The 13,771-nt window shown below is 73.7% G+C and carries 10 protein-coding genes; 4 read left to right on the top strand and 6 right to left on the bottom strand.

Going from position 1 to position 13,771, the window contains the following annotated elements:
* Positions 1 to 2: 2 nt before the first annotated feature.
* Together AC061S_RS21080 and AC061S_RS21075 are read right to left on the bottom strand one after the other, a co-directional pair.
* Positions 3 to 746 carry a lysoplasmalogenase gene (locus tag AC061S_RS21080; RefSeq protein WP_478687498.1) on the bottom strand — a complete coding sequence of 248 codons (744 nt, stop codon included), beginning with the start codon at positions 744 to 746 and terminating at the stop codon, positions 3 to 5.
* Positions 743 to 1,639, bottom strand: a complete 897-nt coding sequence (locus tag AC061S_RS21075) for a sterol desaturase family protein (RefSeq protein ID WP_478687497.1) — start codon at positions 1,637 to 1,639, stop codon at positions 743 to 745. The genes AC061S_RS21080 and AC061S_RS21075 overlap by 4 nt, the downstream gene beginning before the upstream one ends.
* Positions 1,640 to 1,817: 178 nt before the next feature.
* Here AC061S_RS21075 and AC061S_RS21070 point away from each other — a divergent pair, with 178 nt between their 5' ends.
* Positions 1,818 to 4,835: an NACHT domain-containing protein gene (locus tag AC061S_RS21070; RefSeq protein ID WP_478687496.1), complete on the top strand. Its 3,018-nt coding sequence runs from the start codon at positions 1,818 to 1,820 to the stop codon at positions 4,833 to 4,835.
* 82 nt (positions 4,836 to 4,917) lie between these two features.
* On the opposite strand, the gene AC061S_RS21065 is transcribed toward AC061S_RS21070, so the two are convergent.
* The 4 genes from AC061S_RS21065 to AC061S_RS21050 are packed head-to-tail and all read right to left on the bottom strand — an operon-like array spanning position 4,918 to position 9,121.
* On the bottom strand, positions 4,918 to 6,144 hold the full coding sequence (locus AC061S_RS21065; protein WP_478687495.1) for an amidohydrolase family protein: 1,227 nt from the start codon (positions 6,142 to 6,144) through the stop codon (positions 4,918 to 4,920).
* The gene (locus AC061S_RS21060) at positions 6,141 to 7,427 is read right to left on the bottom strand and encodes an amidohydrolase family protein (RefSeq protein ID WP_478687494.1); all 1,287 of its coding nucleotides are present in this window, start codon (positions 7,425 to 7,427) and stop codon (positions 6,141 to 6,143) included. Before AC061S_RS21060 ends, AC061S_RS21065 begins: the two co-directional genes overlap by 4 nt.
* 12 nt (positions 7,428 to 7,439) lie before the next feature.
* A complete protein-coding gene (locus AC061S_RS21055; RefSeq protein ID WP_274552546.1) occupies positions 7,440 to 8,324 on the bottom strand; it encodes an SDR family NAD(P)-dependent oxidoreductase in 885 nt (294 codons plus the stop codon).
* Positions 8,324 to 9,121 carry an acetoacetate decarboxylase family protein gene (locus AC061S_RS21050; RefSeq protein ID WP_478687493.1) on the bottom strand — a complete coding sequence of 266 codons (798 nt, stop codon included), beginning with the start codon at positions 9,119 to 9,121 and terminating at the stop codon, positions 8,324 to 8,326. The genes AC061S_RS21055 and AC061S_RS21050 overlap by 1 nt, the downstream gene beginning before the upstream one ends.
* A 173-nt stretch (positions 9,122 to 9,294) precedes the next feature.
* On the opposite strand from AC061S_RS21050, the gene AC061S_RS21045 reads away from it, so the two are divergent.
* The 3 genes from AC061S_RS21045 to AC061S_RS21035 all read left to right on the top strand — a co-directional run bounded on the left by AC061S_RS21045 (position 9,295) and on the right by AC061S_RS21035 (position 13,761).
* Positions 9,295 to 9,921, top strand: a complete 627-nt coding sequence (locus AC061S_RS21045; RefSeq protein ID WP_478687492.1) for a TetR/AcrR family transcriptional regulator — start codon at positions 9,295 to 9,297, stop codon at positions 9,919 to 9,921.
* A 142-nt stretch (positions 9,922 to 10,063) separates the two neighbouring features.
* Positions 10,064 to 12,721, top strand: a complete 2,658-nt coding sequence (locus AC061S_RS21040; protein WP_478687491.1) for an MXAN_6230/SCO0854 family RING domain-containing protein — start codon at positions 10,064 to 10,066, stop codon at positions 12,719 to 12,721.
* Between the two features lie 59 nt (positions 12,722 to 12,780).
* On the top strand, positions 12,781 to 13,761 hold the full coding sequence (locus AC061S_RS21035) for a DEDDh family exonuclease (RefSeq protein WP_478687490.1): 981 nt from the start codon (positions 12,781 to 12,783) through the stop codon (positions 13,759 to 13,761).
* Positions 13,762 to 13,771 lie beyond the last annotated feature (10 nt).

The raw sequence follows: 13,771 nt of genomic DNA, 5'->3' as shown, positions 1-13,771 counted from the left end.
GGCTAGGAAGTGGTTGAGCCCTGTAGGGCCTCCCTACCGTACGCCCGCTCCTGCGCGAGTGTCCCCGTGGCCAGCAGGTACTGGGCCGCCACGTAGGTGGCCATGACCCAGAAGTCCGGGCGGGGCAGCTGCGGCCACTCGGCGACCCCGGTGGCGATGAGCGTGTCGGAGAGCAGGAACAGCGCCCCGCCGAGCCCGGCCCGCCGCCCCAGGGCGCTGGACCGGTAGGCCATGGCGGTGAGCAGCAGGCTGTACCCGGCGACCGGGATCCGCAGTTCCGCGGGCAGGTCGCCCCAGAGCAGCGTGACGGTGGACAGGAGCGCGGCGGCGTACGCGGCCCCGAGCAGGGGGCTCGTCCGGCGGCGGCCGAAGAGGCCGTGGCTGGCGAAAAGCGTGAGGTAGCAGACGTGCCCGGCGGCGAAGGAGCCCATGCCGATCAGGAAGGCGATGTCGGCGTCGAAGAGCAGCGCCAGGTCCCCGCCCCAGCCGAACAGCAGGGCCGCGATCAGCAGCCGGGGGGCGCGCAGGGTGATGACGTAGGCGACGAGCAGCGGCATCAGCAGCGGCTTGGCGACGAGGTGCCCGGTGTGCCAGTCCGCCAGCAGGGATCCGAGGTCCAGGGCGGTGGCGGCGGCGAAGGCCACGAGCAGCGCCCTGGTGGCGGAGCCGGAGCCCGGGGGGACGGCGGGGCGCGCCCAGGACGGCGTACGGGACCCCGCGCGCTCGGTGGATCCGGCGGCGCTCACGCGGCGTGCTCCGGGGCGGGAGCGGACGTCTGGGCCGGGGCTGCCTGCGCGGGCTGCTCGAGCTGCTCCGGCTGCCAGCCGGGGCCGCGGAACACGCGTCCGGCGCGCTCGCGCCAGGTGGCGGCCCCGCGTACGTCCCGGGCGATGGAGGCGTACTCGTGGGTGGCGACGCGCAGCGGGTTGTAGGTGCCGATGTTCTTGGTGAGGCCGAAGACGGGCTTGTCGGTCTCACCGACCCAGGAGCCGAACATCCGGTCCCAGACGATCAGGATGCCGCCGAAGTTCCGGTCCAGGTAGCCGCCTTGGGAGGCGTGGTGGACGCGGTGGTGGGAGGGGGAGTTGAAGACGTACTCGATCGGCCGGGGCAGCTTGTCGATGCGCTCGGTGTGGATCCAGAACTGGTAGACGAGGTTGACCGAGTAGCAGAAGGCGATGGCGGCCGGGTGCACGCCCAGCGCGATCATCGGGAGGTAGAAGGGCCAGGAGGTGGCGCTGGTCCAGGGCTGGCGCAGGGCGGTGGTGAGGTTGAACTTGCGGCTGCTGTGGTGGACGACGTGGCAGGCCCACAGGATCCGGATGACGTGGTGGCCGCGGTGCTGCCAGTAGTAGAGGAAGTCCTGGGCAAGCAGCATCAGCGGGATGGTCCACCACAGGACGGGGACGCGCAGCGGGGTGAGCTCGTAGACCGCGGTGTAGATCGCGACGATCGGGATCTTCCAGAGGAAGTCGAAGCCGAGGCTGCCGATCCCCATGCCGAGGCTGGTGACAGCGTCCTTGGTCTCGTACCCGGCGGCGTCCTCGTCGGGATGGATGCGGTAGCTCACGAGCTCGATCACGGTGAGCAGGACGAAGGCGGGTATGGACCACAGCACGACATCGGGCAGGTTCGGCATGTCCGCACCATAGAGGCGGGTTCGGGGGCTCGGCTAGTGGTTGTTACCGATCGGTATCCATCGGTGTTACCGACGGTTCACGAGATGCTTCCGGATGAGGGCGTCCGGGCAGGGGGAGGGCATGGGGATGGCGGACTCAGGGGCGGGTTTCGGGACGGCGGCCTTAAGGGCGGCGGTCTTGGCGACGGCCGAGGCGGTGGCGGTGGCGCTGGCGAGGTCCCGGCCGGGGCCGGCGCGCCGGCTCAGGCCGGCGAAGCCGGGCGACCCGGCGGTACGGCGCCTCGCGCGCGAGCTGGCGGACCGGCTGACCGGGGCGGTCGCGGAGCTCACGGAACTCACGGAGTCCGAGCGGCCGGCGGCGGTGGCCGCCGTCGGCGAGGTGTTCGCCGCGCTGGGCGTGCGGGAGGCCCGGGCCCTCTTCGCGGCGGACCCCGACCCGGGGCCCGCGGCGGCGCCCCCGCCGGACACCTCCCTGAGCCCGGCGGCGGCGGACGCCTACCGGGGCCTGTTCGCCCTGTGCCGCGCGGCGGGCGGGACCGGCGGCGGGAGCGCGGCCGGCGGCACGAGCGGGAGCGGCGGCGGGACCGGCGGCGGGAGCGCGGCCGACGACGGCGCGGCCGAACGGGCGGCGCGGTTCGAGGAGGAGTACGTGCACTTCGTGGCCCGGGCCCAGGCGCGGGTCCAGCTGTTCGGGCTGACCTTCAGCCAGGACCGCCAGGACTGGCCCCTGGACCTCGCCTACATCAGCCTCGCCGTCAGCGGCGCGCAGCTCCTCGAAGAGCCCGGCCTGCAGACCCCGGTCAAGGCCGAGGTGGCCCTGAACGCCGCGGAGCGGGTTCTGCTGCGCGGACCGGCCGGCTCGGGCAAGAGCACCCTCGTCCAGTGGCTCGCGCTGAACGCCGCCCGCAGCAGCTTCGGGCCCCAGTTACGCGACTGGAACACCCTCGTCCCCTTCGTCCTGCCGCTGCGCTCCTTCAACTCCCCCGCCGGGCTCCCCCGGCCCGGGGACTGGCTGACCGCGACCGGGGTCCCGCTGACGGCCCCGGAGGGCTGGGTCGAGCAGCTCCTCGCCGCCGGGCGGGCGCTGGTGCTGGTCGACGGGGTCGACGAGGTGCCGCCGCGCCTGCGCAGCCGGACCGAGTCCTGGCTCCGGGAGCTGCTCGCCGCGTACCCGGCGGCCCGCTTCGTGGTCACCACCCGCCCGTCGGCCGTACCGGAGGACTGGCTCACCGCCCAGGGCTTCTCCTCGCTCGCCCTGCTGCCGATGGAACGCGACGACGTCGGCGCCTTCATCACGCACTGGCACGACTCCGCCCGCGCGGAGGCGGACGGCGAGGGAGCCGGCCGGGAGCGGGAACGCGAGCTGCTCGACCGGTACGAGAAGGCGCTGCTGCAAGCCGTGGGCACCCGCCGGGACCTGGGCCGGCTCGCGACGAACCCCCTGATGTGCGCCCTGCTCTGCGCCCTGAACCGGGACCGCCGGATGCACCTGCCCCGGGCCCGCAAGGAGCTCTACGACGCGGCGCTGGACATGCTCCTGATCCGCCGCGACAGCGAGCGGGACATCTCCGGGGTCGAGGGCGTCTACCTCAGCAGGGACGAGCAGACCCTGCTGCTCCAGCGCCTCGCGTACTGGCTGATCCGCAACGGGCGGGTGGAGGCCTCCGCCGAGGAGGCGATCGGGATGATCGCCGAATCGCTCGACGCCATGCCGCAGGTCAAGGCGCAGGGCAGCGCGCAGACGGTGTTCCGGCACCTGCTGATCCGCAGCGGGCTGCTCCGGGAGCCGGTACCCGGCTCGGTGCTGTTCGTCCACCGCACCTTCCAGGACTACCTCGGCGCCAAGGCGGCCGTGGAGGCGCGGGACTTCGGCGTCCTGGTGCGGAGCGCCCACGAGGACACCTGGGACAACGTGGTCCGGATGGCGGTGGGGCACGCCCGGCCCGACGAGCGCGCCTACCTGCTGCGGCAGTTGCTGCACCGCGCCGACCAGGTCGAAGCCGACCGCAGCCGCCTGGTGCTGCTCGCGGCCGCCTGTCTGGAGCACGCGCCGGAGCTGGACCCGGAGGTCTGGCGCGAGGTGGAGGCCCGTACCGCCCGGCTGCTGCCGCCGCGTTCCCCGAGCCAGGCCGGGGAGCTGGCCAAGGCGGGCGAGCTGGTCCTGGAGCTGCTGCCGGAGCCGGCCGGGCTCACCGAGGACGAGGCCGCCGCGACGATCCGTACCGCGGCGCTGGTCGGCGGCGACCGGGCCCTCCAGGTGATCGCGGGCTTCCGGACCGACGACCGCTACGCGGTGGGCCGCGAACTGTCCGACGCCTGGGGGCGGTTCCCCGTGGACGCCTACGTGGACACGGTGCTCGCGGACGCCCCCATGCGCGCGGCCCACCTGCACGTGCGCACCGCCGGGCAGCTGCGGGCCCTGGACCGGCTGCCGCACGTCCACCGTCTGCACGTCACCTGGGACGGTCCGGTACCGCGGGAGATCTCCGGGCGGCGGGACCTGGAGTCGCTGATCCTGCACCGCAACGCGCGGCTGGCCGACCTGTCCCCGCTGGCCGGGCGGACGGCGCTGCGGCACCTGGGCGTGCTGGACTGCCCGAAGGTCACCGGCATAGAGGTGGTGTCCGAACTGCGGGCGGAGAGCCTCGCCTTCGGCTACCTGCGGGACGACCTCTCGCTGGCCCCGCTGGCGGGGGCGGCCGGCCTGCGCTCGCTGGTCATCGGTTTCGAGCCGGAGCAGCGGCGGATCGGGGACGTCCCCGCCGCGGACTCGCTGACCGCGCTGCACCTGTGGCAGGGCGCCCGCCGGATGACGCTCGACGGGATCGAGCGCTGGCCGCGGGTGGAGAAGCTGACGGTCGCCGGGAGCGGCCAGTACCGGCAGCTGGTGCGCTCGCTGCCGCTCAGGGGACTGACCGGGCTGCAGATCCGGCACGCCGCGCCCCTCTCGGCCGGGGCCCTCCTGCCGTACGAACGCCTCGGCCGGCTCGTGCTGATCCGGTGCGCGCTGGAGGGGACCCTGGAGGCGCTGCGCGAGTTCCCGGCGCTGCGCCGACTGGTGCTGAGCGAATGCCTGGGGACCGTGGACCTGTCGCCGCTCGCCCCTTTGGAGGACCTGGTGATCGAGCTGCGCCAGGGCACGCACGTCACCGGGGCGGAGCTGATCCCGCCGGAGCGGCTCGTCCGCAGGGACTGAGCCGCGCCGGCGGGACCGCCCCGAGCACCGGGGCCGCCGGGTCAGGCGGCCGCGTGGCTACGGGGCGTTCGCGCGCTCCCCGTCACCAGACCCGGACCGAGCCCCCGCGGGCGAAGGCCGGGCTGGTGGCGCCCGCCGGGACCTCCGTCAGGGGCTGCGCGACCTCCGAGACGAGGGGGCCGTGCTTGGCGGCCACCGCGTCGAGGAGGGCGAGGTCGAAGCCGTACACCCGGGCGGCGTTGCCGCCGACCATGGCGGCGACCTCCTCGCGGGGCAGGCCCGCGTAGGCGATGCGCAGGCCCTCGCGGGAGTACGGCGTGGTGCCCTCGTCGTGGGGGTAGTCGCTGCCCCACATGATCTTGTCGAGGCCGATCCGGTCCCGCAGCGGGACCTCGTGGGGGCGCATGAAGCTCGCCCCCACGAAGCAGTTGTCCCGCCAGACCTCGCCCGGTCCCTTGCCCATGGACTCCGCGAGCCCCGCCCCGAACTTGGCCTCGGCGGTGGCGGAGGCCGCCACCAGGCGGCCGTGGTAGTAGTCGAGCATCTCGATCACGCCCGGGATCCAGCCGGAGCCCTGCTCCGTCAGGACCAGTTTCAGCCCGGGGTTGCGGCGGAAGGCCCCGCCGAAGATGAGGTGCCACAGGGCCCGGTGGGAGAACCAGGTGGTCTCCACCATGAAGACGGCCCGCGCCGCCGGCTCGTCGCCCAGCGGCGGCGAGGCGGAGCCGCCGTGGTGGTTGACCGGGACGTCCAGCTCGTCGCAGACGGCCCAGATCGGGTCGTACACCTGCGAGTAGAGCTCGGGAACCGTGGATCCGGGCGGGACGCCGGGCAGCAGGATGCCGCCGGTCAGGCCCGCGTTGCGGGTGCGGCGGATCTCCTCGACCGCCGCGTCCACGTCGTTCAGCAGGATCTGGACCACGCCCGCCCGGCGGCCCGGCGCGTCCGCGCAGAAGTCCGCCAGCCACCGGTTGTGCGCCTGGAGCCCGGCCCAGCGCATCTCGTACTCGGCCGCCGTCGGGGGCTGGGCCATCAGGGAGGCCTTGGGGAAGAACGGCGGGATGGTGTTCGGGAAGAGCACCTCCGCGACGATCCCGTCGGCTTCGAGCTCGGCGAGGCGCCGCTGCGAGTTCCAGTTGCGGTCGGCCGTGTCCGCGAGGAGGTCCTCGTACGGGTTGACGTAGGTCGCGGCCCAGGCGTCGAACTCCTCGTGGTGGCGCTTCTCCAGGTACGGCTTGTAGTCCAGCAGGTCGGCGCCCGCGTGGCAGTCGGCGGAGATGACCGTGTAGCGGTCGGGTGCTTCGGTCACGGGTTCACCCCCAGGACCGGGAAGTCGTTGTCGGTCAGCCAGTGCCGGCCCACGTCGCGCGAGCGCGCCCAGGAGGCTTCGACGGCCGCCTGGTCCGCGCTCTGCCCGAGCTCGGCGGGGGTGGGGCCGATGCGGCGGGCGATCGGCGCCAGCTTCTCGGTGTCGAAGCCGAAGACCTCCGCCGCGGCCAGGCCCAGCATCCGGCGGGTCTCCTCGACGGGGATGTCGTGGAAGGTGTTCTTCAGCCAGTTCCGGGTGTTCGGCCAGGTCCCCTCGGGGTGCGGGAAGTCCGAGCCCCACAGGATGTTGTCCACGCCGATCTCGTAGCGCTGCGCCAGCTCGCGCCGCTTGGTGTTGGTGGCGCAGATGAACACCTGCCGGTCCAGGTACTCGCTCGGCGGCCGCTTCAGCTCCTCGAACGGCGAGAGCTTCTTGCCGCCGTGCGCGCCGAGGTAGAGCCGGTCCATGAACCAGAGCTGGTTCGGCAGCCACCAGCAGCCCGACTCGGCGACGCCGAACTTCAGCCCCGGGTGCCGCTCGAAGACCCCGGACCAGAGCAGGAACCACAGCGGGCGGGCCGGCCACCAGGTGACCTCGGAGACGAAGATGCCCAGGTGGTCCCCGTACTCGTGGCGCGGCGAGGACCCCGAGTGGGTGACGATCGGCATCTGCGTCTCGGCCGCCGCCGCCCACACCGGGTCGTAACGGCGGTCGTGGTAAGGGGCCTTGTCCACCCACATGGCCGGGATCATCAGGGCGCCGAGCCCGGATGCCTTGGCGCGGTATATCTCGGCGACGACCTTGTCCGGATCGCCGGTGATGGGCAGCAGGGCCACCCCGCAGTGCCGCTCGGGGTTCTCCGAGACGAACTCGGCGAGCCACCGGTTGTGCGCCTGGGCCCCGGCCATGCCGAGCTCGGGGTCCTGGTCGCCGGAGAGGCCGAGGCCCACACCGAAGGGGGCGGCGGTCTGGCTGTCCACCGCGTCGGCGTCGGGGAAGACGACTTCGGCGGCCACGCCGTCGCCGTCGAGTTCCTTCAGCCGCTGGGTGACGTCCCAGCCGCCCTTGAGGCCTTCCTCGTGGTCGTGGAACCACTTCTCGGCGAAGGCCTCGTTGCGCACGCCGAGCTTGGTGGCCTCGGCGCGGCGGGCGTCGCGCTCGCCGAGGAACTCGTCGAACTGCGGGTGGAAGGCGCTGTCCAGGTAGGGGCGGTACTGCTCGGTGGGCAGCCCCGCGTGGCAGTCGGAGGAGATGATCAGGTACGGGTCTTCGTACGCACTCACGATTGAGGCTCCTCAGTCGAGGATGAAGCTTTCCAGGTAGGCGGGGTTGGCGCGGTCGAGCATCGACTGCGACCGGGCGCGGATCTGCCGGTCGCTGTGCTCGCTGTCGGGCAGCATCCAGAAGCGGTCGGCGCGGATGCCGTCCACGACGTGGTCCGCGACGTCCTCGACCGGGGTGAAGTTCACCTCGTGGCCGGCCTGCTTCATGGCGGCCTCGTACTGGTCGAGGCTGCGGTACGGGGACTTGCGCGGGCGCTCCTTGGCGTACCGGTCGGGCCGGTTGCGGTGCGACTCCCACAGGCCGGTGCGCAGCATGTGCGGTCCGGGGAAGAGCACGGAGGCGCCGATGGCCGCGCCCTCCGCCTTGAGGTGGGCGTAGAGCGACTCGGTCATGGTGACCACGGCCGCCTTGGTGACCGCGTACACGGAGGCGGTGGGCAGCGGGGCGATGCCGCCGTCGCCGGAGGAGGTGTTGACGATGTGGCCGGGGCCGCCTGCCGCGATCATGCGGGGGACGAAGGCCTGGATGCCGTGGAAGACGCCCCAGACGTTGACGGAGAAGGCCCATTTCCAGTCGTTGGGCTCGTGCTCCCACATGCGGCCCTCGGCTCCGGAGCCGACGCCGGCGTTGTTGCAGAGCACGTGCACGGCGCCGAAGGTCTCGTACGCGGCGTCCGCGAGGGAGATCACGGAGTCGCGGTCGCTGACGTCGACGATCTTGGCGAGCACCTCGGCGCCGTCGGCGGCGAGTTCGTCGGCGGCCTTGCGCAGGGCGCCCTCCTCCACGTCGGCGAGGACCACCTTCAGCCCCTCGGCGGCGAAGCGGCGGGCCATGGCGAGGCCGATGCCACTGGCGGCTCCGGTGACCACGGCCACCTGTCCCGGTTCGAGCCGCATCAGACGCTCCCCTCGGGCGGTCCGTCGAGGATCTGCATCGGGTCGTCGTAGCGCTGGTGGATGTACGGGAGCAGGGCCTGGGCGCTGACCCGCTCGACGACCCGGCCCTTCTGGTCCGTGGTCTTCTCGCCGATGGTGAGTTCGACGAGGCGGCGTACGGGGAGGTCGGCGACGGGGTCGAACATCGACTCGCGGAGCACCACGTCGCCGGTGACGTGCTCCAGCTTGCGGACCTTCTCGTTGCGGGTGCAGTGCACCAGCACCGGATCGGCGTCGAAGCCCGAACCGTCGACGGCGGGGAGGAACTTGAAGTAGAAGTCGGTCTTCACGGTGGGCTCGGGCAGCGGCAGCTCGCGGTCCACCGCCCCGCGCACCTCCACGAAGGCGATGCCGTGCCGGGCGAGGGAGGCCCGGACGACCAGGCCCTCGCGCTCCACGGTGATCTCGCCGAGCTTCTTCGGTTCGCCGAAGACCTCGCGGCCTCCGATCAGGGCGCGCTCCATGCTCATCGGCATGACCAGCGGGTACCAGCCCTCGACCCCGTCGTGCTGGGCGGCAACGGCCACCGAGCCGGCGCCGAGCGGGTAGCCGGGCAGGTCCACCTTGCTGATGTTGGCCCGCACCAGGGGCCGCTCCGTGGGCTTCAGCGGCGGCGGGAGGACCGCCGCCACCACGTCCGGGTCGGTCTCCCAGACGGCCACCACACCGGTGGACCAGATGTCGGGGAGCTTGGAACTCTTCTCGCGCGAAGCGGCGATCTCGGCCTCGGTGCGCGCTCCGTACCGTACGCGTGCCATCTGTCGCACCATCCTTCGTCTAGGACGTAGTCGGTTCTGACGCAGTCGGGTTCTAACGCAGTCGGGTTCTGACGCAGTCGGTTCTGTAACACAGTTACACCGACACCGATGAAGGGTAAAGACCCTTGCACGTAACCGATCTGACGGATCGACAGAAAGTTGGGACGGACACGATGGCCAGAACCACGCTGACCCGCGCGGAGGTGCTGGACGCCGCCGCGTCCCTGGTCAAACAGCACGGACCGGCCGCCCTGACCATGCGCAAGCTCGCCGCCGAGCTGGGCACCGCGGTGACCTCGATCTACTGGCACGTCGGCAACCGCGAATCGCTGCTCGACGCCCTCGTGGAGCGGACCGTGGAGGAGGTGGGCGCCATCCGGCCGGTCGGCCGCAACCCCGGCGAGCGGATCCTCTCGGTCGCCCGGATCCTGCGCCGCGAGCTGCGCGAGCGCCCGCACCTGATCGCGATGGTCCACGAGCGCGGCCTCACCGACCGGATGTTCCTGCCCGCCCAGCAGGCCCTGGTGCACGAGGTGCACGCGGCCGGCCTGCGCGGGACCCGAGCCGCGGACGCGGTGCGCGTGATCCAGTTCCAGATCATCGGCTTCGTCCTGGTCGAGCGCAATCGCGAACGCTCCCCCGCCCAGTCCCCCGCCGAGAGCGAGCTCTGGGACCCGGCCGACGCCCCGCACGACCCGCCGCTGGCCCGCGCGCTGGCGCGGCCGGTGAATCCTGAACGACTGTTCCAACTCTCCCTGAGGGCCTTGGTGCAGGCCTTGCTGGCGCCACCGGCCGGGTAACCGGTTTGCCGCCGCGCGGCCGCCCGTGGTGGGATCTGCTCCACGGGGGCGGCTCCCCGGCGTGCATCCTCTCCCTTTCACGGAAAGTCCGCGCGCCCTCTCTCCGCCCCCGTTTTCTCGTTCGCGGAGGGAAATCACGACCGTGCCCGTCACCCGATCCACCGACGAGCTCATGCTGCGCCGGCTCCGGACCGTCTACGTCGACCGGCCGTCGGCCGCCGCTTCGCCCGGCACCGAGGGGGTCCGCCCGCTGGAGGGAGAGCTCCTGGAGCGCGGCCACACCATGAGCCGGGAGCTCTACGCCGCCCTGGCCGTCCTCGCCCCGACCGACCTCGCCGAGGAGCGGTCGCGCCTGCTGGCGCTGGCCGACGGGCTCGCGGACGCCGACCGGGGGCACCGTCCGGCCTTCCGCCGCTTCCCCTTCTCCATCCCGCACGACACCGAGCGCTGGTACACCGACCGCGTCCTCGCCCTGCTGCGCCGGGACCCCGCCCGGCCGTGCGCGCTCTGCGCCGAGACCCGTCCGGTGCGTCCCCTCGCCCCGTGCGCCCATCTCGTCTGCGGACCCTGCTGGGACGGCGCCGACCACACCGGCTGCCCCGTCTGCCGGCGCCCCGCCGACCCGGCCGGGCCCTTCCTCTCCCTCGCGGCGGAGGACCCCGCGCCTACGGAGCACCGCGCGCCCGGCGGCGACCGGAGCGGGATCCCGCCCGGCCCGCTCCGGCCGCTGCGGCTCGGCACCGACCGCGCGGCCGACGCCGCCCGGGTGCTGGCCCGGCTGCTCGCCCGGCCGGCCCCGCTGTCCCCCGAGGACCGCGCCGACCTGCCGCCGCTGTTCGGGCTGGCCCCGGCCGGGCTCGACTGGCTGCCCGCGCGGATCCCCGTACCGCAGACCCTCGCGCTGGTCCTGGCCCGGCTGCTCCCGGGCGCCGCCCCGGACGCCGTACGGCCGCTGCTCGCCAGGCGGTTGACCGGCGCCACCGACGTGCTGCGGGTCCTTGCCGCGCTGTCCGACGGGGATCCGGGGCTGCTCGCGCCGCCGCCGTCCGGGTTCCGCTCACCTGCCCGGCCGCTGCGCCGCGCACTGCTCGGCGTACTCGACGCGCTGCCCACCGCCCTCCTCGTCGAGGACCTGCTGCGGCATCCGACGGCCTGGAAGCGGGCCGCCGAGACCCTGCACCCCTTCGAAGGGCACGCCCGCCACCCCCGGGCCGCCCTGGCCTTCGCCGTGCTGCGGGGCACCGTCCTGTCCGGCGCCCTGGGCGCGGCCCTGCGGGAGAGCGCCGCCGCACATCCGGACGCCGTCCGCGTGGTGGGGAACCGGGTCCGGCCCGTGACCCGGTCCGGGCGGCTGGAGCAGGCCCTGGCCGGGGCGGACCCCGGGGCCGCCGTCGCGGCGGCCTCCGAGCGCCCCGAGGAACTCGTCCTGCGCCTCGACCACCTGCTGCGCCTGCACACCGGCGACCGCCTGGTCCCGGAGCTGGCCCGGGAACTGGCCCACGGGCTCCCCGCCGTCGGCGCGGGCCCGCTGCTGGCCGCCCTCGGGGCCCTGCGCGGGCGCACCGCGGACCGGACCGGCTCGCGGCGGGTGTTCTTCCCCAAGGGCCCGGCCGGGCACACCCGGTCCGTGACCGAGGACCGCCCGCCGCTTGCGGGCCCGCTCGTCGCGGAGGCCACGGCCCTGCTGGCGGCGGAGGTGCTGCGCCGGTTCGCTCGGGCCAAGGACGACCCGTACGAGCTGGCCGTCCTGGACTCCGGGCTGGCGGAACTGCCCGTGCCCTCCGGGGAGCAGGCCCGCTCGGGGTCTGCGGGCGCGACGCCCCGGGGCAGCGTCCTGGCGCTGCCCGAGGGCGGGGCGCTGCGGCTGTTCCTGCACTGGACCGAGCCCCGGAACCAGCCGGCGCACCTGGACCTGGCGGTGGCCTTCTTCGACGCCGACTGGAAGTTCACCGGCCTGTGCGACCGCGACCGGCCGGTGTACGGGAGGCCCGGGACCGGCGCCGTGCACGACGGCGGCCACGGCTGGGCACCGCTAGCAGAACGGGACGGACAGACGGAGTACGTCGACCTGGACCTGGCGGGGCTCGCCGGGCGCGGGGACGCGTACGCGGTCCCGCTGGTGTCCGGCTACAGCGCCGTGCCCTTCGAGGAGCTGGCCCAGGCGTTCACCGGGTTCACGGCCCGGCCCTCGGACGGTCCGCCCGCGGTCCCGGACGATCCGCGCACGGCCGGCCGGCGCTTCGACCTGACCGGCCCCGCGACGCGGGCCCGGGTGCCGCTCGTCGTGGACCTGGCCGCCCGGCGGGCGTTGTGGGCGGACCTGCGCCTGCCGCCGTCGGACGCCTTCGAGAGCGTCGCCCCGCGCGGCGACCGGGTCGCGGCCGCGGCCTCGGACGTGTGGGCCCACTTCGCCTCCGGCGCCCGGACCACCCTGTGGGACCTCACCGTGTGGCGGGCCGCGGCTCGCACCCGGGACGTGGCGGTGATCCGGCGGGCAACCGGGAGTTCGACGTCCGGCGAGGTGTGGCTGTACCGGGCCGCGGCCGGCGAGGAACCGGCCGCCTTCGCCGCCCGGATCGCCGCCCTGGAACCGCCCGAGGAGCGCCGGCCCCGCCCGGACGCGGACGCGGAGGCCGCGGAACTGGCCGCGGGGAAGCGCGCGTTCCTGGCGCTCACCCACGCGGGCGCGGCCCCGGAAGGCGGTTCGGGGACGGCCTTGCTGCTCTTTCCCGGCCCCGCCGAAGTGCCCGGGTCCTTCGCCCGGGTGACGGCCGGGGACCTCGTGGCGGAGCTGGGCTGAGCCGAGCTGAAAGTCCGTAGGGCTTCGAGTGTCGGCGCGGGCCGATATCCTCTGTGACCATGCTCGCCGACCGTACGACCGCAGAGACGATGTGGCCGACCGCGTACCCACAGGGGTACGCGGTCGTCGACGTGGAGACCACCGGGCTCGCTCGCGACGACCGGATAATCTCCGCCGCCGTCTACCGGCTCGACGCTCAGGGCAACGTCGAGGACCACTGGTACACGCTGGTCAACCCGCTCCGGGACCCCGGACCCGTGTGGATCCACGGCCTGACCAGCGACATGCTCCAGGACGCGCCGCTCTTCAAGGACATCGCCGAGGAGTTCGCGGGCCGGCTCGCCGACCGGGTGCTGGTCGCGCACAACGCGATCTTCGACTGGCAGATGATCGCCCGCGAGTACGCGCGGGCCGAGGCCACCGCTCCGGTGCGCCAGCGGCTGTGCACCATCGCCCTGTCGAAGGAACTGAACCTCCCGCTGCCCAACCACAAGCTGGAGTCGCTCGCCGCGCACTTCGGCGTGGTCCAGCAGCGCGCCCACCACGCGCTCGACGACGCCCGGGTCCTCGCGGAGGCCTTCCGTCCGTCCCTGCACGCGGCCGCGCGGGACAACGTACGGCTGCCCCTGCTGGAATGCCGGCCGCTGACGGAGTGGTCGGACACCCCCTCCGCCCCGCGCGTCGGGTACCAGGCCTCGTACGGTGCGAGCTCGAGTTCGAGCTGGCGTGCCTCGCGCAAGCGGCCGCCGTGCCCGTACCCGAACCCGGGGCGGTGGGCGGACGGCACCCCGCTCAAGCAGGGCATGCGGATCGCGTTCTCCGGGGACACCTCGGTGGACCGGGAGCTGCTGGAGGACCGCGCCGTGGAGGCGGGCCTGCACATCGCGACGAGCCTGTCCCGGCTCACGAGCCTGCTCGTGACGAACGACCCGGACTCCTCGACCTCCAAAACGGTGAAGGCGAAGTCCTTCGGCACCCCCGTCGTCGACGAGGCGGCCTTCACCCAGCTGCTGCGGGACGTGGCTCCGGCGCGGGACTGACTCCGGGGAA

The organism is Streptomyces sp. CA189, from assembly GCF_056428985.1.
The sequence above is the reverse complement of the archived record's forward strand: the minus strand, read 5'-3'. Positions and strand labels throughout refer to the sequence as shown.